Below are 22,712 nucleotides of genomic sequence, written 5' to 3'. Positions count from 1 at the left end.
CTCGACCAAAGTGAAGCCACTTTGGTAACATGAACGTGCTCTTGTGCTTAGCATGTCAGACAGGCTATTGTTACGAGACTGTCAATAACGCGGCGCTGCGCCTCTGCTCCATATTGATTTATCCCACACGTTAATGTCGGCGGCGCAAATGTTGCCGTCAGTCCTTGCCAGGCGACCGAAACACGATATTGTGCTGGCGTACTGACAGTGCCAGCGCTGACCTGTTCGATGCAACCGCGCGCTCCGACCATTGCCCCTATGCAGTTGGCGGCGGATGTATTGGTACAGTAATTCGCAACCGTACTTGAACTTTGCTCTGAGGCACCAAGCAGCTCATTATTCCAGTCGCACAGGTCTTTCTGGGCCGCCGTCATGGTACTGGACGAACACGCTGTCGAATTACCTGTGCCATATACGGTGTTGGAAACATAACTCCCTGCATTAGCGCGATTTGAATTGATTCTCGCCGTCATATCCTGCAAAAGCACCAAGGCCTGCGCACGTTGATAGGACTCTGACTCTTGTGTCTGAGCCTTCAATTGCATACCCGCCATGCCCAATATACCGAATGCCAGTATGAGAATCGTAACAAGCACTTCTATCAAAGAAAATCCATTTTCGTTTGTGAAGTGGCGTATATCTATTGAATTCTTTTGCATTTTTAGCAACCGGAAGTATTTGCGTATGGCATGCCCATCAAATTGACGCAAATGGAATAGTTGGTGTTTGTGCCAGCCATCGATATGGTGAATGTATAAGTGCTACTCGCTCTTCCACTTGAAAGATACGTAACGCTCGACGGCCCACTAAATATCAATGTCGAGGAAGCCGCAAAATTTGCAATCGGTGGATTTACTGTGTCGGCCAAATTTGCTATCTGCCAACCAGAACTCCACTGATTGGCAGATACTGGCTGCAACGTAATCGTTGCGTTTCTTTTGAGCGCCTCTGATCTAGCGAGAATTAAAGCGGATGTAAAGGACTGAGCCGCAGTCTTTACCTTCTGAGTTGCTATGAACTGCTGAAAGCTTGGCGCGGCAAGTGTTGCCAGGATGGCAACAATCCCCACTACCACCATGGTTTCGATTAGTGTGAATCCAATGTTTCTGCGCTTTTTCATGACACAGTTACCAGTAGCCTGTTGGTGTCTTATTACCTGTGTTGTCTAACGTTAATGGGCCGTCAGAGCTCTGCGAGCCTATGGCTGTTGCAGTTATTACAAATGTCGGAACTGTGGAACCAGATGGTTGATTTGGGTTTGTGGTAATTGCAAAGCTGTAATACCGAACTAAATTGCTGGGCACTGGATCGTTTAAAGCTGTAACGGTATATGCGTATGATTTACTGTCCGTAAAGTACTGTTGCTCCCGCAGCGCCAAATCCATCATGTACGCCTCCGCGTTAGCTCTATTGCCTTTTCGCAAATAGGATGTGTATGCCGGATATGCGACAGAAGCCAATATTCCGAGTATTGCAACTGTGACCATTAGCTCAATGAGCGTAAAACCTCGCGATTTACTTTGCTTCATCACGGAACCTCACCTCATAAAGCTTTCAAATTCATAGTCTCGATCACACGCAACCGTCCAACTCATACGTGGCGCTGACATGAAGGGACATGCCCAGCAGATTGTGACACATGAATGGGAATATTTCCCATTCGTAGACTACTTTATAGATTTGCGTTTGACCTGGAACTCAGCCAGACCAACGGCATCCAGGAGGCGACGAACGGCAATCGCCATCTACCGTCGACCGTTTCGCGGCTAGTACTGCACCTTTGCTTGTGATCTCAACGTTGCCAGACCGCTAGCCCGGCTCGTTTAGGCAGTGACTGCTCTGCATCAACTTCGAAACTTGAAATTGAACAGCTGCAAGCGCGTATCAGAGTCAGCGTTAACGGGCCCTGGGTCGATTTCTGGAGACTCTGGTCTCTTCGTGTCGAAACTTCTTACAATTTTTTATCAAATTTGCCGTATACGCTCGTAACCTATTGAATTCATTGAAGAGAAATACCTGGCACCTTTCTTGCAAATGTGAAAGTATTACATTTAATAAAGGGGAAAGCACCATGAAAACCACGTTCAAAAACCTTGCCATGTCAGCCGCCATGCTGATGACGGCCGTATCCAGTCACGCTGATCTGGTTAGCCTTCCCGCTTACTCCGCTACCTATCCGACCCCGAACTCGGCTTGCGCCACGTTTGGCAATGTGGTTTCCTGCTCCACTGCGGTCATGGACTACCTTGCTTCCCAGAACACGCCTGGATTCACGGGCTCTTACGGGTTTGCCGCCTCTCAAGGCGCGCTCCAGGGAACGCTTGTCGTGGCATCCAACGGCGGCAACATCCTGAACAACGGCGACTTCGCCGGCCCCACCGAGAACGGCTTTACGACAAACAATGGTGGCACGGTCAAGTACTTTCGCACTGGCGACAACAACGATCCGACCAATAACGGCGCCTTGGCCAACGACACGGCCCACAGCTGGGATATCGGCATTGGCGATCTGATCAACAAACTGACATTCGACAATCTGTACCACCAGTTGATGTTTGCGTTTGACTTCAACAACCCGCAAAACAGCACGGCTTCCCTGCCTATCTGGACCATGGTCACCTTGCGCGACACACAAGGCGTGAAGGCCGATATCAGCTTTGAAACCCAGGCACTGGATACATCCGGCGGCGCCGCAACGATCTTCAAGGACCCGACGGCGTATCACACAACCAAGACATTCAGCGCCACCACGATGAACACACCAGGTGCTGGTGACTTCGCGGTTACCGTCGGCAGCATCTGCGTAGTCAGCAGTACCATTTCCTACCCATCTCCGGATGGATCGACCTGCCCACAAGGGGGACAACTGGTCAATACCAACCGGGCAAGCAACGCAGTCGAGTTCATCAACTATTTCCCAGGCATGGACCTGCAGAGTGCGCTGAGCAATGGCTATGACACGATGTCCATCCAAGTGTGGATGGGTTGCTTCAACAACGGCGTGAGGGGCTCCGGTCCCGCGTTGGCCAATGGCGGTTCGATCGGCCCTTGTGACAGCGGCGGTTTTGGCGACATCTTCATGCTGGCCGGCGCTGCACAACCCGTAACCGATGTACCGGAACCCGGCACGGTCATGCTCCTGGGATTGGCCATGGGTGCATTGGCCTGGAGCGTACGGCGCCGTACGGTATTGCAGGCCAAGGCCGTCAATACCAGCAACTGAGCATTGCGGGCTGGATGGGGGTCGCAGGGCCGCCTGTGCATCAGGCGATACACTTCGCCCTCCCCATCCAAAGGAACCAATCCAATGACAACAGCCCCCAAGAAAGAATCTGCTTTCATGAAAGCCCTCAAGCCCAGCGCCGAGCTGGCAGCGATTGTGGGCCCCGCTCCGCTACCCCGCACCGAAGTGATCAAGAAGCTGTGGGAATACATCAAGGCACATAACCTGCAGAACCCCGCCAATAAGCGCAACATCCTGTGTGATGCAAAGCTCAAGGCCGTACTTGGCAAACCCGAAGTAACGATGTTCGAACTGACAGGTCTCGCCGGCAAGCACCTCTCGTAAAGATTTGCCGGAAGTGGCGCAGCAATTGCGCCACTCTCGATTGATTTCACCTCCTGATCCCGGCATCAGGACAGGCCACCCCGCATGCAAGTATGTGGAAAGTACTACTGTGAAGCGTCGCCCCCGTGTGATTTGATTGCGCTCCCCGCAACAACATTCCAACGAGGGAGACAACATGCAACTGCGTAGGCTCGCTGCCCACATTCTTCTTGCCAGCGCCACCGCATTGTCCGCAAGCGCATTTGCCTTTGACGGATGGAAGCTGGAAAGCGCGACCGCCATTCCAGGCAAGAACTCCGCCTGGGACTATGTATCCCTGGATGCAGCAAACAACCATCTGTTCATTGGCCGACGGGGCAATGGACTGCAGGTGTTTGACATCGCTTCGGGCAAGGTCATCAAGGTCATTGGCAATACCGCCAGCGACAGCGCCAATGGGGCGCTGCTGATCCCGGCCTTTGATCTGGGTTTGTCGTACAACGAAAACGGCACACTGACCCCATTCAAGCTCTCCACACTGGAAGCACAGGCAGACTTGAAACTGGGCGAGGAACTCGACTCTGCACACTACGACCCCGCCACCCAACGGGTTGTGGTGAATATGGCCGCCGGCGCGGACGGAACGGAACTGATCGTCCTTCAGATCCCTTCCCTGCAAAAGGTCGGCACCATCAAGGTAAGCGCCAAGAAACCGGAACATGCGGAAGCGGATGGCAAAGGCAATTTCTACCTCGCCTCACGAGACGAGAACGCGGTATATCGCTTGGATACCAAGGAACTGAAGGTGACGGCCAAGTGGCCAACGCCCGGTTGCGCCCAGACCAATGGCTTGGCCATTGATTCCGCCAGGGATCGCATTTTTGTTGGCTGCCGCGGCAGCGCCACGGTCAAACCCAGCTTCCAGGTTCTCAATGGCCAGACAGGAGCTGTGATCTACACCGCAGAGATAGGCGGTGGCAACGATGACGTGGTCTACGATCCGGATCTCAGGCGGATATTCCTGGCCAACGGCGTGAATGCCGTTCTCAACGTGTTCGAGCAGGTGGATGCCGACACCTACAAACCGGTCGAGGCGCTGGGCACCCAAGCCGGCGTGCGTACCATGGCCATGCACCCCAAGACAAAGAAGATCTATGCCGTCACGGCAGAGGGCAGCGCGGACTACGCCAAGAAGATAACGACCAGCGTTTCACCGTACTACGCCAATACATTCTTTGCGGACAAGTTCTTTGTTCTGACCTACTCGAAGTAGTCGCCTGCAACGGGACAGCCTGGGAGCACAGCCATGCAACTCAACCGATTCAGAATTGGTTCTCGCCTGATCTTCGGGTTCGGGCTGGTTCTCCTGCTGTCCCTTTCCATGGGGTTGCTGGCACTGTTTGAACTCATGCAGGTCAATCAAGCCACCAAGCTCATTGCGGCCAGCAACCTGCCCAGCGTTGCACTGGCCGGGCGATTGCAGGAATCCATCAGCGAAATCCGGCTGCTGGAAAACCGCCACGTTCTGACCTTCGACGCGGATGAGAAAGATGATCTGGACAAGGTCATTGGTGCTGCCCAACAGCGTTTCTCCGGTTACTTCAACAGCTATGACAAGCGCGAGCTGCCTGCCGACGAGCGGGCTGCATTCGAAGACTTCAGACGCGCACTCAAGGCTTACGAAGAGACGCAACCGAAACTGATTGAACTGTCCAAGAGAGGGATGACCGAGCTGCCCCTGTCCCGAACATTTCTGATCGGCGATTCACAAAAAGCCTATGCAGCAGCCAGCGCCGCACTGACCAAATTGGTCGCACTCAATGAAGCGGCCTCGGCCACCAGCTTCGAGGCTTCGCAATCCACCTTCCGGCATTCGACCCAGCTGGTAGTGGGTATCTTGGTTGCGTTGCTGGCCTTTGGCGCACTGTTAGCCATCCGCATCACCCGCTCCATCGTGCGACCCGTGCAAAAGGTACAGCAGGCCGCAGAAGGAATCGCCCACGGCGACTTGTCCGCCAACCTGGTTCTGGAAGGTTCGGACGAAATGGCAGACTTGATGCAAGCGGTCAGCAAGATGCAGACTGCACTGCACCACTCCATTGCCCAGGTGGCCAACGTGGCCCAGAGCGTGCAAAGTGCCAGCTCCGAGATCGCCTCCGGCAACCAGGACCTGAGCCACCGCACCGAACATGCAACTGCCAATCTGGAAAAGGTCGCATCCCACATGGGCACTCTGACACAGACCGTTCAGCACAGTGCCAGGTCCGCTGTCGAAGCGAACCAGCTGGCAGTGTCCGCGGCACAGGTTGCTGGCCGTGGTGGTGAAGTGATGGACCAAGTGATTGAAACCATGCAGCTCATCGATGCATCATCCCGACGCATAGCCGACATCATCGGCGTCATCGACGGCATTGCCTTCCAGACCAACATCCTGGCGCTCAATGCCGCAGTGGAAGCAGCCCGTGCGGGTGAGCAAGGCCGCGGCTTTGCCGTCGTGGCCAGCGAGGTGCGCAGCCTCGCCGGCCGTTCGGCCGATGCAGCCAAGGAGATACGGTCGCTGATTCTGGCGAGCGAAGCCCATGTGAAAAAGGGCTCGGGTCTGGTATCCCATGCCGGACAAACCATGCTGGAAATCAATGCGTCGGTGCAGCAAGTGTCCACCATCATCGGCCAGATCAGCACAGCGGACTCTGCACAGAGCGAAGGCATCGCCCAGGTGGGCACCGCCATATCCGAACTGGACCACCTTACCCACCAGAACTCTGCTTTGGTGGAGGAAAGCGCCGCGGCAGCCAAAGGCCTGAGCGACGAAGCGCAGCGCCTCAGCCGGACCATCGCCGTGTTCAACTTGGGTGACGCGGGCGCAGGCCTTGCACGACTGCCCCTGGCGGAGGTTGATCGCACGTGAGCCAGTTCCCCTAGCGCAATACGCCGGGGCTAACCCCAGGCCACCTTTGTCGCTTCAAAAAAATGCTCGGCAACGGCTGCGTTCCGTCGGATACTGGCGGAACAGGGTAGGAAAATTGCCCAAGGCAGGCACTGTGGGGAGAACCACATGAAGTCGACAATATCAATTTCTGAGGGTGCAAGGTGGGTGCTGGCAGCATGCGTGTGTGCCTGCTCCGGCCTTGCGACTGCGCAATCGGCGCTACCGATCCCCGCGGAGGTGGATGCACATGCACTGCAGGCAACGCCGGATGTGGAGAAATCTCCTGAAGCGCTCGCCGCCTACCTGACCAGCGGGCTCAGCAGTGATCGCCAGAAGGCGCGTGCCATCTTCCGCTGGATCACGGACCGCATTGAATACGACGTCGCCAGCTATTTCAGCGGTGACCTCAAGCCCATGGACGCGGCCGAAATTCTTGCCAAACGCAAGGCTGTTTGCGACGGGTATTCCATGCTCTTCAGCCAACTGGCCAGGTTGGCCAACCTGCAAGTCAAGAACATCACCGGATATGCAAAGGGCGCGCCCAGCGGACGTGTGGAGAGTGCACAGATTCCCAACCATGTCTGGAACGCCGTTCTTGTAGAAGGACGTTGGTACGCGCTGGATGCAACCTGGGGTGCAGGCTATGTTGATACAGCGGGCTTTCATCATGTCCAGGACGACTTCTACTTTCTCGTCCCACCCGAGCGGCTGCTGGTTTCGCACTACGCTGTCAATGATGAGCTGGGTGTGGAACGCGCGGCCAACCTGGACAGCGCAGAGTTCAGGCGTCTCCCCAAACCGCCAGCGCGCCTGATGCAGGCCGGTTTTGATGGAAGGACTGCGCTTGAACACGCCCGACAAAATGGCTTCAAACGCTTTGTGGAAACCTTTGACCTGCCATACGGGAGCTTTGAAGTTCTGGATGCGCCGGTCGAGTACCATCTGCCACGCACCAGCCAGCGCCTGCTGATTCACTCCAATACCTTTGATCAACTGGCTGCCGTCCAGGGCTCCAATTTCAGCTACTTCACCCCACCGCACGACGGAAATTTCGAGCTGACTTTCCAGCCTGAATCCGGTCCCCTGTACATCATGGCGCGCAGGCCCGATTCTCCGGAGTTCCGCGCGCTTCTGGGATACCTGGTGGGTGAGTAACGAAGCCGGTCGCAAGACCGTTTGCGCAAGCGGCTGGCGGTAGACTGCGCGTGTAAGGAAAACAATATGAAAGAGCTGCTCGGCGAGTTGATGGCTGGTTACTGGTCACCCCAGGAGTTGACTGTCAACCTGATCATCTTTGCCAATCTGTTTGGCGCCCTGTTGCTGGGGCTTTTCGTGGGGTACGAACGCTCCTACCACGGCCGTGCCGCAGGAATGCGAACCTACGGCCTGGTCTGCATGGCCTCTTGTGGCCTGACCGTCATCGTCGGCTATCCGGCGTTCTGGTACGGAGGCAGTTCACTGGGATCACTGGCCGGACATCTCCCACCCGACCCGACGCGTGTCATCCAGGGCATTGTTACCGGGGTTGGCTTTCTGGGTGCGGGCGTGATCATGAAGGAAGGCATGAACATCAGTGGACTGACCACGGCTGCCTCGATCTGGTCGTCCTCCGCCATCGGCATTCTGGTGGGCATCGGCTTTTATTCCGCCGCCATTCTGCTCACCCTGCTGTCTGCCGCATTGATGATGTGGGCTTCCATTCTGGAAAAGTCGCTGCCTTCACGCCCTGCTGTCTCCATCCGTATGACCTTCCGCCCCGGCTTTGTACCCAGTCAGGCGGTGCTGCAAAAAGTGGCGTTGGAGCGTGGCTACGAAATTGCCAATGGCACCCTGAGCATTCAATGCGTAGGTGAGCGCGAAGAATGGCGCTTTGTCGCCATTTCCCTGGACCGCAGGAAAGGCGTACCAATCTCCGAGCTGTCCCAGGAACTCCGGCATTTTGAAGGCGTGGACGAGTACGGTCTTTCTCACGCCCGGAACTAGCAGATGAATGCCTTCTGGTTGCATCGGCAATTCTTCTGGTGCCAATGACAGGCAGCATTGCGCCCTCCGTTGACAACGCGCTAGCCGAACCAATGCGGTCTGGGCAGGCACGCCGAAAGCGTGCATTGCTGGCCGCCAGTACCGCCCATGCGGCACATGACGGCATGAGTGACCTCATCTACGTGTTGCTACCCATCTGGCAATCGCAATTTGCCCTTTCCTACGCCGCAGCGGGCTTGATGCGCGCCATGTACTCGGGTGTGATGGCCACATTCCAGATGCTCGCCAGCAGGATTGCGGCGCGCATCGGTCGCAAGGGGTTGCTCGTGGCAGGCATGGCCATGTCGGGCCTGGCCTACCTGATCGCGGGCCAGGCTGGCACGCTGGCCGCCCTGCTGCTGGCATTGATGCTGGGAGGTCTGGGTGCAAGCACACAGCATCCTCTGGCATCGTCGTTGGTGGCACAGGCGCATGAGGATGACAAGGACGCCTCCCGCATGGCACTGGCGACCTACAACTTTGCGGGGGACATTGGAAAGATGCTGGTCCCCGCAGCTGTCGGGTTGGCACTGGGCTGGTTCAGTTGGCAGCACTGTGCAAGCGCCACTGGACTGCTGGGTCTGGGCATGGCGGGTCTGCTGGCCTGGCTGATCCCGACCCTGACGACCACGACCGCCCAGCGCCCCGGCACCGCAGGGGTTGCCGCTACACCATCGGTTGCAGCACCCGCGCAGAGCTACAGCGTCGGGTTCAAGGCATTGCTCTGCACGGCAGTGATCGACAGCGCCACCCGCATGGGCTTCCTCACCTTCCTGCCTTTTGTGCTCCAGACCAAAGGGGCGAACACGGCCACGACCGGCATCGCCCTGACCTTGTTGTTTGTGGGAGGCGCAGTGGGCAAGCTGGTCTGCGGTTATCTGGGGCGGCGCTTGGGCATGGTCAAGACCGTCTGGCTGACGGAAGCTGCTACGGCCGTCATCATCCTGGCGGTGCTGGTGCTGCCGTTGCAGTTGGCATTGGCCACCTTGCCGCTGTTGGGCGTGGCGCTCAACGGCACGTCATCCGTGCTGTACGGCAGCGTTCCGGAACTGGTGCCCGCTTCCGTGCGCGAACGGGCATTTGCGCTGTTCTACACCGGAACCATAGGCGCTGGCTCCATCGCACCGGTGGCATTTGGCTGGCTGGGAGACCAGATCACCATCCCCCATGCCATGCAATGTGTCGCAGCTTTTGTCTGCCTGACCTTGCCCTTGGTGTGGATTGCCAACAAGTCGCCAACACATTGATCCGCAGACCTCACGCTGCAACCACCCAGTACCCCGCCCAGACCGCCAGAATCATGGTGGCCAGCCCCGGAACGATCTTGCGGGCATAGGCCATTCCCGCGGCATGGTAGGCAACCACCGCCTTGGTCAGCGTATTGGCGGTCAAGCCCAGCAAGATGGGAAGCACGGCTTGCGTGGCCTGGATTTTTCCGGATGCAACCAGGGAGGCGGCCGACGCCGCCGTGGCATGCGCATCGGCCAGGCCCGCAACCACTGCACCCAAGACCAGCCCCTGGTCGCCCAGCCAGGCATTGAGGCCTGCAGACACGATCATGACGCCCCCCAGCAACAATGCAAAGGTCACCGAGGTCCGAAGATTGAATGCCCGGCCACTGGCCTGCTCCATGGGCTCGTGGGAATCATCGCGTCTGGCACGCCACAAGAAATACAGTCCGTAAAACAAAGCGACCGCACCACCGGCAAGAAGGGGAAGCGCCAACAACCTGAGCAGCCCCGGTTGCACCAGGCCAATGAGAACAGACATTTGAACGAAGGTGGCGATCGACGAGAGAACCGCACCCGCCACAGCCGGTGCGGCCACGGAACTGTCTGCCACGGAACGCTGCCCCATGGAATGGATGGTGGCCGTGCTGGACACAAAGCCTGCAGCGAATCCAGCGAGCGGCAGTCCGTGGCGCGGCCCCAGCCAGCGCGTGCCCACGTACCCAGCCGCGCTGATCGCCATCACCACCACCACCAGCATCACCAGATTGCGCGGATTGAGTGCATGAAACGGGCCCATGAACTGGTCCGGCACCAGGGGCATGACGATCAAGGCCGTTGCCGAGAAGATCAGCGTGTCTTCCAGGTCCTGCGCAGTCAGCAGGGTTTTCACAAAGTGATGAATGGCGTTGCGCGCCACCAGAAGGAGTGCGAGCAATACGCCTACGCCCGCTGCCAACAGCGCATTCTTCACAGCCATGCCGCCCAGCATGCTGGTCAGCACCAGGGCGAACTCGGTGGTGAGGCCGGGGTCTTCCTTGTGGTTGGCGCGATAGGCAATCATGGCCGCGCAACCCGTCATGAAGACCACCAGGGCCAGCAGTTCCACATCCCCTATCAGCATGCCGACAGCACCCATGATGGAGGCAATGGCAAAGGTGCGTATGCCTGCGGCACTGCGGTCCGGACTGCTGCCCTTTCTGCGCTCGCGCTCGGCACCTACCAGCAAACCAATGCCCAGAGCAACACTGAGTGCAACAAATGTGGAAGACATGCCTTTATTAAACCCTGAACGGATGCAAGCCCGATCAGGCGGAATTGGGAGTCACCAGGTCAGACAGCGCAGCCACTCCCACCGGGGCACGCACCCTCCATGGAACCAGATACGTTCGTCGGGAAAGTCCTTCGCGGACGCGGTCCACCTGCACTTGCTCGCCCTTGAGCCGTGCCGCCAGCAAAGGATCACGGGTACCGGCCGCAAGCACACTCTTGTTGATCACCCAGGCGAAGGGCTCTATCTTGGCCCTTCGCAGATCATCCTGCAGAGCCTGGGCCTGCGACACCGGAGTGGTCTCAGGCAATGTCACCAGGATGATGCGGGTGTAGTCGGGATCCTGCAGTCGCATCAGCGGAGTCACCAGACGGGCGCTGGGTTGCCCTTCAAATTCCCGCATCATTTGCCGGTGGTACGCACCCGTCGCGTCCATCAGCAGCAGCGAGTGACCAGTGGGCGCGGTATCGAGCACCACGAATGCGCTACGGCCTTCTCCCACCACACGGGAAAACGCATGGAATACTGCAACCTCTTCGGTACAGGGAGAACGCAGGTCTTCCAGCATCAGCGCCTTCTCTTGCGCATCCAGTTTGGCGCCTTTGGTGGCCATGATCTTGTCGACGTAACGCTGGGTTTCCACCAGCGGGTCAATGCGATCCACCTGCAGGCCTGGCACTTCTCCGGCCAAAGTGACCGAGAGGTGTGCGGCCGGATCCGTGGTGCTCAGGTGTACCGACTTGCCGCGCTGCACCAGCCCAATCGACAAGGCTGCGGCAATGGTGGTCTTGCCCACGCCGCCTTTGCCCATCACCATGATCAGTCCATGTTCCGACTTGGCCAATTCATCAGCCAAGGCTTCCAGCCCGGCTCCATGAACTTCCCTGTGCAGCGAGGGAACCGGGTCCGTACCGGCTGGTATGTCGGTTTGCCCCAATAGGGCCCGAAGTGCCGGCAAACCGACCATGTCAAATGCGCGCAAGAGCACACGCTCTTGCGGCAAGGCGCGCAAATTCTGCGGCATGGAATCCAGCACCTGGGCACCCAACTGCTCCATGGCGCAGGCAACCGCATCGTCACGCACGCTGGCGTGAAAGACACCATTCACAACCAGGCGCTGGTTGTGCAGTCCGAGCGCGTGGAGCTCATCGGATGTGCGTGCAGCTTCGGCTATGGCGCCTGCTTCCGGCCGGGTCACCAGCACCACTGCCGTAAGCATGGGATCACTCAACGCATCCAGGGCCGCCTTGAATCGGGTCTCCTGCATCTTCAGACCAGAGTGCGGTCCCAGGCACGATGCGCCTCGGTCATTCCCTGCCAGAAAGCCGCTCCACGCCTTGGGCAGGCTGAGCAGACGCAATGTGTGTCCAGTCGGGGCCGTATCGAAAACGACGTGGTCATATGGCTGCTCCCTGTCCGACAACAGCGCTGCAAACTCGTCGAAAGATGCAATCTCGGTGGTGCACGCGCCTGACAGCTGCTCGCGCACGGTGGCCAACTCGGCTTCCGTGGACTCCGCAGCCATCTGAGCCACCACCCTCTGGCGGTAGGACTCCGCCGCGTGGCCGGGATCAATGTTCAGGACCCAGAATCCGGGTGCACCAGGGACTGGCGTCGGTGTATTCCTCAGTACTACACCCAGCATTTCATCCAGGTTGGAAGCAGCATCAGTACTCACCAACAGTACACGCTTGCCCCTGTCAGCCAGGGACAGCGCTGTGGCGGTAGAAAGCGACGTCTTGCCAACCCCGCCTTTGCCGGTGAAAAAGAGATATCGCGTGGGAGCAACAGGAACGTGCATGGATTCACCTCGGACTGACACGGATGGATCTTTCATGTTCTCACAGTAAAGTGCTTGTGCCCATGTGTCAGACCAGCCAATTGCGCGCTTTTTTGCGCACCATCAATACCGCATACTGTCCATAAAAAAGCCCGCATGTGCGGGCTCTTCGTGGATCGGTGTGACGGGGGGTCAGTCGTCCAGCAGAGACAGGTCGCGCACGGCGCCCTTGTCGGCCGACATCACCAGCTTGGCATAGGCCTTGAGCGCGGCAGACACCTTGCGTGGACGTGGCAGTGCGGGCTTCCAGCCCTTGGCATCCTGCTCGACGCGGCGGCGCGCCAGCTCTTCATCGCTCACCAGCACATTGATGGAACGGTTCGTGATGTCGATGCGGATGCGGTCGCCCGTGCGCACCAGGCCGATGGCGCCACCTGCTGCCGCTTCGGGCGAGCAGTGGCCAATGGACAGGCCGGAGGTGCCACCGGAGAAGCGGCCGTCGGTCAGCAAGGCGCAGAGCTTGCCCAGGCCCTTGGACTTGATGTAGCTGGTGGGGTAGAGCATTTCCTGCATGCCGGGGCCACCCTTGGGGCCTTCGTAGCGCACGATCACCACGTCACCGGCCTTGACCTGGTCGTTCAGGATGTGTTCCACCGCCTCGTCCTGGCTTTCCACCACATGGGCCGGGCCTTCGAACACCATCAGGCTGTCATCCACACCAGCGGTCTTGACCACGCAGCCATTGAGCGCAATGTTGCCGGTCAGCACGGCCAAGCCGCCTTCCTGAGAGAAAGCATGGTCGCCCGAACGGATGCAGCCCTCGGCGCGGTCCACATCCAGGCTGGGCCAACGCGCGTTCTGGCTGAAGGCCACCTGGGTCGGAACGCCGCCGGGACCGGCCATGTAAAAGGTCTTGACCGCGTCCGACGGATTGCGGGCAATGTCCCAGGTGTCCAGCGCGTCCTTGAGCGTCTTGCTGTGCACGGTGGGGGTGTCGGTGTGCAGTTTGCCGGCACGGTCGAGTTCACCCAGGATGGCCATGATGCCGCCTGCGCGGTGCACGTCTTCGATGTGGTACTTGTTGGTGTTGGGCGCCACCTTGCACAGCTGTGGCACCGCGCGCGAGAGGCGGTCAATGTCAGCCATGGTGAAGTCGATTTGCGCTTCCTGCGCAATCGCCAGGATGTGCAGGATGGTGTTGGTCGAGCCGCCCATGGCAATGTCCAGCGTCATGGCATTCTCGAAGGCCTTGAAGCCCATGGAACGCGGCAGGACGCTGCTGTCTTCCTGCTCGTAGTAGCGCTTGCACAGTTCCACCACCAGGTGGCCGGCGCGCTTGAACAGCTGCTCGCGGTCTGCATGGGTGGCCACCACGGTGCCGTTGCCGGGCAGGGACAGGCCCAATGCCTCGGTCAGGCAGTTCATGGAATTGGCGGTGAACATGCCCGAGCAGGAGCCGCAGGTGGGGCAGGCAGAGCGTTCCACCTCGGCCACGTCGGCGTCGCTGACCTTGTTGTCGGCGGCCATCACCATGGCGTCGATCAGGTCGAGCTTCTTGAACTCCATCTTGTGCGTGGTCGTGTTCTCCAGCTTGACCTTGCCGGCCTCCATAGGGCCGCCGGAGACGAATACCACCGGGATGTTCAACCGCATGGCTGCCATCAGCATGCCGGGGGTGATCTTGTCGCAGTTGGAGATGCACACCATGGCGTCGGCGCAGTGGGCGTTGACCATGTACTCCACGCTGTCGGCAATGATGTCGCGGCTGGGCAGCGAATACAGCATGCCGTCGTGGCCCATGGCGATGCCGTCGTCCACGGCAATGGTGTTGAACTCCTTGGCCACACCGCCCGCAGCCTCGATCTCGCGGGCAACCAGCTGGCCCAGGTCCTTCAGGTGCACATGGCCTGGCACGAACTGGGTGAAGGAGTTGACCACCGCGACGATGGGCTTGCTGAAGTCAGCGTCCTTCATGCCGGTGGCGCGCCACAGCGAGCGGGCACCCGCCATATTGCGACCGGCGGTGGAAGTTTTGGAGCGGTATTGGGGCATTTGAGATAGCTTTCGGGCTGATGGGGCGGGAATCACAGGCCTATTTACCTGTAGAACCTCCGATTTTATGCCGCCAGCTAGAGATACTGCTGCCCCAGGTGTTACTCCGGCTGGGCAGGCCGGGTGCGATCCATGTGCGATGCACCCGCCCGGTACGGCTTACTTGGCCGGATAGTCCAGGTCCACGCGGCGGTTCTGGGCATGCGACTGTTCGTCATGGCCCAAAGCCTTTGGCTTTTCCTTGCCAAAGCTCACTGCTTCCATTTGCGCGTCCTTCACGCCATAGACCTTGAGCGCGCGCACGACAGCGTCGGCACGGCGTTGGCCCAGTGCCAGGTTGTATTCGGCTCCGCCTTGTTCATCGGTATTGCCTTCCACCTTGATCTTGACGTCGGCGTGTGACGCCAGGTATTTGCCGTGCATCTCCAGCACGCGCTGACCTTCGGGCTTGACGGCGTACTGGTCAAAGTCAAAGTACACGCTCTTTTCCTTGCTCAAGGGGTTGGCCGGATCCAGGTAGGCAGCCAGCTCGGCCTTGGTGACGGGGGCGGGAGTGGCAGCCTGGGGTGCTGGCGCGGGAGCAGGTGCCGATTTGACTGCAGGTGCCGCAGGGGCAGGTGCAACAGGTGCTACCGGTGTGCTGCTGCAAGCGCCCAGAAGAATGGCCGTTGCCATCGAACCCACAAGTGCCAGGCGGTTTACGTATCTCATTCAAACTCCATGTGTTAGTGATGCGGTCAGGTACCCGTGCACGCCAAGCGCATGCAGGAGCCTTGCGCCATTCTTGCCCACTTTTTCGGCATATTGAACGCGCACGCCCTTGTAGCGCGGCGGTTTAAGTCTCACTTAAGTCGCAACCGGCAGGCTGAAGAGGCAAAATACTGCACCGCCACATTCCAGCGCGCCCTGTTGCAGGGCCATGCTTTTTCACTCCGCCCCTATCGGTTCCATGACATCCAAGCTCATCACAACACTCTGTGCCTCCATCCTGTTGGCCTTCGGCACATGCCAGGCAGCCACGCTGCAGTCCGAACACGCCATCGTGGTCAGTGATGACACCGGCCAGGTGCTGATGTCCAAAGGAGCAGACGCGGTCGTTCCCATCGCCTCACTGACCAAACTGATGACGGCCATGGTGGTGCTCGACAGCAAGCCTGACATGAACGAGAGCATCTCGATACAGGCCGCTGATGTGGATGTGCTCAAGCACAGCAAATCCCGCGTGCCGGTGGGCACCACGCTCAAACGCAAGGAAATTTTCGAGCTGGCCCTGATGTCCTCGGACAACCGCGCCGCCGCCTCCCTGGCCCGAACCTACCCCGGCAGCACGGCCGCATTCCTGCAGGCGGTGCAGGCCAAGATCAAGGCGCTGGGCCTGCACAACACCACCATCAAGGAGCCCACCGGGCTCTCGCCGGAAAACACATCCACCGCTGCCGATCTGGCCAAGATGGCCCAGGCGGCTGCGCAGTATCCGCAGATTGCCAACATCACCAGCGACAAATCCGAAGTGATACGCATGAATGGCCGGGCCTTTACAGTGCACAACACCAACCACCTGGTAGGTGCTGCAGGCTGGAACGTGCTGCTGTCCAAGACCGGCTTCACCAACGAGGCGGGACACTGCCTGATCATGCGCATCAAACAGGCAGGCGCACACGCCACGCTGGTATTGCTCAACGCCGGCGCCAGCACCATCCGCATGCGTGATGCCGCCCAGATCCGCAAGTACCTCAGCCAGCACCAGACGGCATTGGCCCGCACTGGCAAGACGGTCTAGCGCCCGCAGCTCCAGACAACGCTACCTATGAACGGTCACCAGCCCAACGCCATGAAGCACCTGATCCGAGTGGCCCTTTGCCTTGCCGCCTGGCTGCTCGCCGGCTCCATGGCATGGGCGGACGCCAGCACCCTTCCGGTTGCAACCCTCAATGCCCACAAGATACTGAGCGACTCCAGGGTTGCCAAGGAAGCCCAGGCCCGCTTTCGGGCCGACTTCGAGCCGCGCGACAAGGAGATTCAGGATCTGGCCGCTTCCCTCAGGGACAAGTCGGCAGATCTCGAAAAGAACGGCCCCAGCCTCACGCCATCCCATATCCTGGAAAAGCAGAGCGCCATTGCCGAACTCTCGCGCGAACTCAAACGCAAGCAGCAGCAGTTCGTCGAAGACCGCGACGCCCGCAAGCGTGACGATATCCAGCACGTGTTCGATATCGCCAACCAGGCGGTGAAGAAGTTCGCGGCAACTGCCCATGTGGACATCGTGTTCCAGGACGTTGTCTACGCCAATCCCCAAACCGACATCACGCCCCAAGTCATAGCCATCATGGACTCCGACACCTTCAAGTAGGTTTGCAGGCACCGACATGCGCTTACTTCTGGTGGAAGACGACACGATGATCGGCGAATCGGTGCTCGATCTTCTGCGGGACGAAGGTTATGCCGTGGACTGGGTGAAGGATGGCGAAATGGCGCTCACCGCCGTGGAAACCCAGCACTACGACCTGATCCTGCTGGATCTGGGTCTGCCCAAGTGCGACGGACTCACCGTACTCAAGACGCTGCGCCAGCGCAAGAACCGTACACCGGTTCTGGTGGCCACGGCGCGCGATGCCGTGGCCCAGCGCATTGAAGGGCTGGACTCCGGCGCCGACGACTACATCGTGAAGCCCTATGACCTGGGCGAAATGCTGGCACGCATCCGCTCGCTGGTACGCCGATCGGTGGGGCGCGCCGAGCCGTTCTACGAGAGCGCGGGCGTCACCATAGACCCCGCCACCCGCGAGGTCACGGTAGAAGGCCGGCCTGTGGTGGTGTCGGCAAGGGAGTGGGCCATTCTGGAACTGCTGCTGGCGCGCCCGGGCATGGCACTATCGCGCAAGCAACTGGAGGAACGGCTCTACAGCTGGAAGGACGGCGTCAGCAGCAATGCGGTCGAGGTCCACATCCACAGCTTGCGCAAGAAGATCGGCGCCGATTTGATCCAAAACGTTCGGGGAGTGGGTTATCTGATTGCCAAAGGCAGCCCGTGAAGCGCAAGTTCACCAACTCCTTGCGCGCCCGGCTGCTGCTGCTGCTTTTTGCTGCGGTGGTGATCACCGCTGGCATCCAGTCGTTCATTGCCTATCAGACCACGCTGGACGAAACCAACGAGATCTTTGACTACCAGATGGAACAGATGGCGCTGTCCCTGCGCCCGGGCCTGAACGCGGATGTGTACGGCAGCAGCGGGTTCCGCCAGGACGAGACCGACAGCTTCGAATTCATCGTCCAGGTCTCCACGCTGGACCACCGCATCCTGTTCCGCTCATCTTCTGCCGTGTTGCTGCCCGACCGCGACAGCACCGGCCACACGCTGTTCGACACCCGTGGCAGCACCTACAAGCTCTATACCCTGCGCCACGGCAGCCAACTGATCCAGGTGGCACAAGACCGGGCTGCACGGCGCAGCCTGGCCAGGAACCTGGCGTTTCGCACCACCATGCCCATCGTGGTCATGGTCCTGCTGCTGTTGCTCATGGTGTGGTGGGTGGTGACCTCTTCGCTTGCGCCGCTCAACCGGGTACAGCGGCAGATTGCGTCGCGCGAGGCGGAATCCCTCGCCGAGGTGGATACCGGCGGCCTGCCCAACGAAATACGCCCCCTGGTGGAAGAGCTCAATCTGCTGTTGCGCCGCATGCGCCACGCATTTGATGCGCAGAAGAATTTCGTAGCCGATGCGGCGCATGAGTTGCGCTCACCGTTGTCGGCGCTGAAGCTGCAGGTGGAGCAGCTACGGCGCTCCGGCACGGAGAAGGACCGGGAAGTTGCCATACGCCGGGTCGGCACAGGGATTGACCGGGCCACCCGGCTGGTGGAGCAGCTGATGGTGCTGGCGCGCCAGCAGGCCGGCTCTGGCAACGGCAGCGACATCAAGCCCGTGGAGATCAACCGCATCTGCCTGGTCGCCTTCAACGACATCTACCCGCTGGCCCAGCAGAAGGAAATCGACATGGGTTTGCAGCAGGCGGATGAATGCTATGTGATGGGGCAGGAGGAAGCGCTTCGCATCATGCTGCGCAACATCCTGGACAACTCCGTCAAATATTCACCTGCGCACAGCAAGATCGACATCACGGTGCAGCTGAGCGGGCGCTCGGTGTGCCTGCTGATCGAGGACAGCGGCCCCGGAATACCGGAGAGTGACATCGAACGGGTGATGGACCGCTTCTACCGCATTCCCGGCAACGCGGTATCCGGCAGCGGCCTGGGCCTGTCCATCGTCAAGACCATTGCCGACATGCACGCGGCACGAATCGAGATCCGCAAGTCCCAGCAACTGGGTGGACTGGCTGTAGCGGTGACCTTTGATGCCCATCGTCTGCTGACGGCGGCGCCGGAGCGCCCGCATCAGCATGCGGACGCGCCAGCACGGAACGTCAGTCGCGGCTGAGAATGGGCCAGTAGCGCCAGGTGTAGACGGCAAAGCCGGCGGACCACAACATGGCCGAGAGCACGACCGCCTGGATGATGAGAGAAGGCGCGAGCAAGGGCACGAACACGCGCACCAGCGCGGCGGCTGCCACCAGGGCGTAGCAGCTCACCTCTGCTTTGCCAGCCACCAACTTCCTGCCGGTATGGCCCAAGGCGGTACGCGTCATCATGCCGATCACCATGCCGCCTATGGCACCCGCCGTCAGTGCGTGGGTAGCTACCGAAGGCGAAATCCACCCCAGCGCGGCCAGGGCACGAAAAGCCAGGTGCAGGGGAATCCAGGCATAGGCCGCGTGCAGCACCCAGACCAGCGGCGTATGCAGTGTCTTCCAGGGCTGCCACAGCCACAGGCGTGTGCCATGCGCCAGCATGGTCAGCAGCGCCAGCGTTGCAAACCAGACGCCTGACACATGCAGCGCATCGGCCACGATAAGCGCCAGGATCAGCCCCAATGCCACTTTCTCGACGCGGGGGTCGCGCACGGCCTTGGCGCCGGGGATGGCGTTGTTGGTGAACATGGGGATCACCCGTCCGCCCATGACGCACAGCACGAACAGCATCACGTCCAGGCCCAGCGCAATGCCAGCCCAGCCCGGCACACGCAAGGCGCTCAGGGCATTCAGGTGCACCACGAGCTGGGCCAGCGAGAGCAGCACCAGCAGAGCCACAAAGAAATAGTTGCGCTTGTTGCGCGCCCGGTAGAGCGGCACACCCAGCGCCACCGCAGCCGCCAGCGGGAACGCGGCATTCACCACCGCCGCCAGCCAGCCCCAGGGCGAGAGCACCAGCACCCGGCCCGCCACCCACAGCGCCGCCAACGCCATCAGATAGCCGCCCTTGGGCGTAGGCTGGCCCGACCAATTCTGTCCGGCCGTGAGCAGAAAACCGGTCAATACGGCCAGGGTGAAGCCAAACAGCATTTCATGCGCGTGCCACATCGGCCCTTGCAGATAGGCGTACGGCAGCAGACCGCTGAACTGCAGCCCCCAGACCAGGATGGACAGCGCCGCAAAGCTGCTCGCCAGCAGATAGAAAGGGCGAAAGCCAAGGTCCCACAAGGCAAAGCGGGCCTGGCCGCGACGCGGGGGATTCTGAATCTGTAACAGTGTGGCCATGATGGAGACCGGTTGTGTTGAGGAAAGTTGCGCCTAGGGCAGCACGTAGAAGGTCGATTTTTCGTGCGTGCTTTCGTCCCGCTCGCCCACGGCGGTATGCACCACAAAATCAATCGGTAAGGTCTTGCCGCGGTACTGCGCGGCCACCTCGGCGGGCAGAGTCAGGCGAATGGGCAGTGAAGCAATGCCGGTGGCATCCACCGTCAATTGCGCATCGGACGACACGCGCAGGCTGGGCACACCGCTCGCGCTGACGCTGTAGCGCTGTGCCTGCTCCAGACCGTTCATGACCTGCAGGCGGTACACGTTCTCGATGTCGCCGCGCCCCACTTCGCGTGCCAGCGAACCGCGGTCCTTGATGACATCCACCGAGAAGCTCGTGCGCGTGGACAGGCTGAACACCAGGGCCGAGCACACCACCAACAGCAGGCTGCAGTAAATCCACACACGCGGTCTGCTGATGCGCTTGACGATCTGGCCGGCGGTGAGCTGCTGCGCGACACCGTGACCGGAGGTGTAGCGTATCAGCCCCTTGGGATAGTCCATCTTCAGCATGACCTGATCACAGACGTCGATGCAGGCGGCACAGGCAATGCACTCGTTCTGCAGCCCTTTGCGAATATCGATGCCGGTCGGGCAGACCTGCACGCACAGCGTACAGTCGATGCAGTCGCCCAGGCCCAGCGCAGCCGGGTCGGCGCCCCGTGCACGCGAACCGCGGTTTTCCCCGCGCCGCTCGTCATAGGCGATCACCATGGAATCCATGTCGATGAGCGCACTCTGGAAGCGTGCGTAAGGGCACATGTGTTTGCAGATCTGCTCACGCATGAAGCCGGCATTGCCGTAGGTGGCCAGCGCGTAGAACAGGATCCAGAACCATTCCCAGGACGACAGGGTAAAGCCCGCCAACTCGCCCAACAAACCGCGGATCGACGAGAAGTAGCCCACGAAGGTCAGACCGGTAGCCAGCGCGATGGCCATCCAGGCCAGTTGCTTGCCGCCTTTGCGCAGCAGCTTGTTGAGGCTCCAGGGTGCGGCGTCCAGACGCATGCGCGCCTGGCGGTCGCCTTCGGTGCGGCGCTCCACCCACAGGAAGATTTCGGTGTAGACCGTCTGGGGACAGGCGTAGCCGCACCACAACCGCCCGGCCACCGCAGTGAAGAAGAACAGCGCCAATGCGGCAATGATCAGCAGCACCGCCAGATAGATAAAGTCCTGCGGATGCAGCACCAGGCCCAGTACATAGAAGCGCCGCTCGGCCAGATCGAACAGCACGGCCTGCCTTCCGTTCCACTGCACCCAAGGCAGACCGTAGAAGACGATCTGCGTCACCCAAACCATCAGCCAGCGCAAGCGGGCAAACTGGCCGGTCACGGAGCGCGGATACACCTTGGCTTGCTTCTCGTACAGCGAAAAGCTGGCGTCCTCATTGCTACCCGCGTTGACCTGCAGGATGGGAATGACCTTGCGGCCTGCCAGTTCAGTTGCCATTGTCAGAACCCTTGCGGCGCCGCACAGTTCAACCGCAAGAGCCGCAGCAGGCGGACTTGGCCGGTGTCGGCGCGGGCACTTCAAACTGGTTGAACAGGATGTTGTTTTCCAGATGGATGTGGTTGATCAGGTCTTCGTGCAACTGGGCAACGCCACTGTAGAGCGCGCGCCAGGTGTTGCAGGCGCCCTGCGGTGCCTCGGCGTTGTTGGTCAGCCTCATCAGCTGTTCCAGCATGGCGCCATGCTGCGTGTGCTCTGCGCGCATCACACCTATGGGCTGTGTCACAAAGGGATTGCCGCCGGCCTTGAGCATGGGGAACAGCATGTTCTCCTCCTTCATCATGTGCGACAGCAGGTCCTGCTCGGCTTCTTCCAGCAAGGCAGCCAGTCCGGCGGGAACGCGCGGATGGTCGCGGTGCACCGCCTCCACACGCCGCGCCATGCGAATCAGTTCGGGCAACTGCTCACGGTGCACTGCGTGGTAGCGCTCCAGGATATGGTCGATCAGGCTGGACGCATCGGCCGATACCAAGATGCCATCCGGGCGCTGCAGCGCTGCCAACTCATCCATCACCGTGTCGCGGTTCAGCCCCTTGTCGGCAAGTGCCTGGGCCAGACTGACCTGGCCGCCACAACAGAAGTCCAGCTTGTATCGCCGAAAAATGGCAGTGGCGCCGGGAAGTTGGACCGCGATGTGACCAATGGCGTGCTGGTCGTCGAGGACAAACGCCTCGGTCTGGGTGCTGGGCAAACGTGCATTCATGGGGAGGCTCCTTATAAACATTCATTTAACATGAATGTATT

Annotated in this window: 21 protein-coding genes; 11 read left to right on the top strand and 10 right to left on the bottom strand. The window is 59.9% G+C overall.

The features are described 5' to 3' along the window. Positions 1 to 47 precede the first annotated feature (47 nt). From pilV to AAGF34_RS13355, 3 genes are read right to left on the bottom strand one after another with little or no spacing between them, the layout of a single operon-like run. Positions 48 to 710: a type IV pilus modification protein PilV gene (pilV, locus tag AAGF34_RS13365; RefSeq protein ID WP_342616219.1), complete on the bottom strand. Its 663-nt coding sequence runs from the start codon at positions 708 to 710 to the stop codon at positions 48 to 50. After that, entirely contained in the window at positions 662 to 1,120 is a 459-nt protein-coding gene (locus tag AAGF34_RS13360; protein WP_342616218.1) for a GspH/FimT family pseudopilin, read from the bottom strand. Before AAGF34_RS13360 ends, pilV begins: the two co-directional genes overlap by 49 nt. 7 nt (positions 1,121 to 1,127) lie before the next feature. Next, a complete protein-coding gene (locus AAGF34_RS13355; RefSeq protein WP_342621089.1) occupies positions 1,128 to 1,487 on the bottom strand; it encodes a type IV pilin protein in 360 nt (119 codons plus the stop codon). 584 nt (positions 1,488 to 2,071) lie between these two features. Here AAGF34_RS13355 and AAGF34_RS13350 point away from each other — a divergent pair. From AAGF34_RS13350 to AAGF34_RS13320, 7 genes are all read left to right on the top strand, one after another. Beyond that, positions 2,072 to 3,223: a PEP-CTERM sorting domain-containing protein gene (locus tag AAGF34_RS13350; RefSeq protein ID WP_342616217.1), complete on the top strand. Its 1,152-nt coding sequence runs from the start codon at positions 2,072 to 2,074 to the stop codon at positions 3,221 to 3,223. A gap of 84 nt (positions 3,224 to 3,307) precedes the next feature. Next, positions 3,308 to 3,568 carry an SWIB/MDM2 domain-containing protein gene (locus tag AAGF34_RS13345; RefSeq protein WP_342616216.1) on the top strand — a complete coding sequence of 87 codons (261 nt, stop codon included), beginning with the start codon at positions 3,308 to 3,310 and terminating at the stop codon, positions 3,566 to 3,568. A 175-nt stretch (positions 3,569 to 3,743) separates the two neighbouring features. Further along, positions 3,744 to 4,820: a hypothetical protein gene (locus AAGF34_RS13340; RefSeq protein WP_342616215.1), complete on the top strand. Its 1,077-nt coding sequence runs from the start codon at positions 3,744 to 3,746 to the stop codon at positions 4,818 to 4,820. 33 nt (positions 4,821 to 4,853) lie between these two features. Continuing rightward, complete coding sequence (locus tag AAGF34_RS13335; RefSeq protein WP_342616214.1) at positions 4,854 to 6,455, top strand: methyl-accepting chemotaxis protein; 1,602 nt, start codon at positions 4,854 to 4,856, stop codon at positions 6,453 to 6,455. Positions 6,456 to 6,602: 147 nt separating this feature from the next. After that, positions 6,603 to 7,631 carry a transglutaminase domain-containing protein gene (locus AAGF34_RS13330; RefSeq protein WP_342616213.1) on the top strand — a complete coding sequence of 343 codons (1,029 nt, stop codon included), beginning with the start codon at positions 6,603 to 6,605 and terminating at the stop codon, positions 7,629 to 7,631. 66 nt (positions 7,632 to 7,697) lie between these two features. Then, entirely contained in the window at positions 7,698 to 8,459 is a 762-nt protein-coding gene (locus tag AAGF34_RS13325; RefSeq protein ID WP_342616212.1) for an MgtC/SapB family protein, read from the top strand. A 164-nt stretch (positions 8,460 to 8,623) separates the two neighbouring features. Beyond that, positions 8,624 to 9,745, top strand: coding sequence for an MFS transporter (locus AAGF34_RS13320; protein WP_342616211.1), 1,122 nt, complete (start codon positions 8,624 to 8,626; stop codon positions 9,743 to 9,745). A gap of 10 nt (positions 9,746 to 9,755) precedes the next feature. Here the strand turns inward: AAGF34_RS13320 and AAGF34_RS13315 are convergent, their stop codons facing one another. The 4 genes from AAGF34_RS13315 to pal all read right to left on the bottom strand — a co-directional run bounded on the left by AAGF34_RS13315 (position 9,756) and on the right by pal (position 15,540). Continuing rightward, entirely contained in the window at positions 9,756 to 11,000 is a 1,245-nt protein-coding gene (locus AAGF34_RS13315) for an MgtC/SapB family protein (RefSeq protein ID WP_342616210.1), read from the bottom strand. 34 nt (positions 11,001 to 11,034) lie between these two features. Then, complete coding sequence (arsA, locus tag AAGF34_RS13310) at positions 11,035 to 12,798, bottom strand: arsenical pump-driving ATPase (RefSeq protein WP_342616209.1); 1,764 nt, start codon at positions 12,796 to 12,798, stop codon at positions 11,035 to 11,037. A gap of 171 nt (positions 12,799 to 12,969) precedes the next feature. Next, positions 12,970 to 14,829 carry a dihydroxy-acid dehydratase gene (gene ilvD / locus AAGF34_RS13305; RefSeq protein WP_342616208.1) on the bottom strand — a complete coding sequence of 620 codons (1,860 nt, stop codon included), beginning with the start codon at positions 14,827 to 14,829 and terminating at the stop codon, positions 12,970 to 12,972. 159 nt (positions 14,830 to 14,988) lie between these two features. Further along, positions 14,989 to 15,540: a peptidoglycan-associated lipoprotein Pal gene (gene pal, locus AAGF34_RS13300; protein WP_342616207.1), complete on the bottom strand. Its 552-nt coding sequence runs from the start codon at positions 15,538 to 15,540 to the stop codon at positions 14,989 to 14,991. Positions 15,541 to 15,778: 238 nt separating this feature from the next. Here pal and AAGF34_RS13295 point away from each other — a divergent pair, with 238 nt between their 5' ends. From AAGF34_RS13295 to AAGF34_RS13280, 4 genes are read left to right on the top strand one after another with little or no spacing between them, the layout of a single operon-like run. After that, entirely contained in the window at positions 15,779 to 16,609 is an 831-nt protein-coding gene (locus AAGF34_RS13295; RefSeq protein ID WP_342616206.1) for a serine hydrolase, read from the top strand. Positions 16,610 to 16,660: 51 nt separating this feature from the next. Then, positions 16,661 to 17,179 carry an OmpH family outer membrane protein gene (locus tag AAGF34_RS13290; protein ID WP_342616205.1) on the top strand — a complete coding sequence of 173 codons (519 nt, stop codon included), beginning with the start codon at positions 16,661 to 16,663 and terminating at the stop codon, positions 17,177 to 17,179. 16 nt (positions 17,180 to 17,195) lie between these two features. Further along, on the top strand, positions 17,196 to 17,861 hold the full coding sequence (locus AAGF34_RS13285; protein ID WP_342616204.1) for a response regulator: 666 nt from the start codon (positions 17,196 to 17,198) through the stop codon (positions 17,859 to 17,861). Continuing rightward, positions 17,858 to 19,261: an ATP-binding protein gene (locus AAGF34_RS13280; protein ID WP_342616203.1), complete on the top strand. Its 1,404-nt coding sequence runs from the start codon at positions 17,858 to 17,860 to the stop codon at positions 19,259 to 19,261. Before AAGF34_RS13285 ends, AAGF34_RS13280 begins: the two co-directional genes overlap by 4 nt. On the opposite strand, the gene AAGF34_RS13275 is transcribed toward AAGF34_RS13280, so the two are convergent. From AAGF34_RS13275 to ytfE, 3 genes are read right to left on the bottom strand one after another with little or no spacing between them, the layout of a single operon-like run. Then, positions 19,248 to 20,417 carry an NnrS family protein gene (locus tag AAGF34_RS13275; RefSeq protein ID WP_342616202.1) on the bottom strand — a complete coding sequence of 390 codons (1,170 nt, stop codon included), beginning with the start codon at positions 20,415 to 20,417 and terminating at the stop codon, positions 19,248 to 19,250. The genes AAGF34_RS13280 and AAGF34_RS13275 overlap by 14 nt on opposite strands. 33 nt (positions 20,418 to 20,450) lie before the next feature. Beyond that, positions 20,451 to 21,908: a cytochrome c oxidase accessory protein CcoG gene (ccoG, locus tag AAGF34_RS13270; protein ID WP_342616201.1), complete on the bottom strand. Its 1,458-nt coding sequence runs from the start codon at positions 21,906 to 21,908 to the stop codon at positions 20,451 to 20,453. A 28-nt stretch (positions 21,909 to 21,936) separates the two neighbouring features. After that, entirely contained in the window at positions 21,937 to 22,671 is a 735-nt protein-coding gene (gene ytfE, locus AAGF34_RS13265; RefSeq protein WP_342616200.1) for an iron-sulfur cluster repair protein YtfE, read from the bottom strand. Positions 22,672 to 22,712: the final 41 nt, after the last annotated feature.

This window comes from Rhodoferax sp. GW822-FHT02A01, from assembly GCF_038784515.1.
Classification (GTDB): Bacteria; Pseudomonadota; Gammaproteobacteria; order Burkholderiales; family Burkholderiaceae_C; genus Allorhodoferax.
This window is presented reverse-complemented; position numbering and strand designations above follow the sequence as displayed.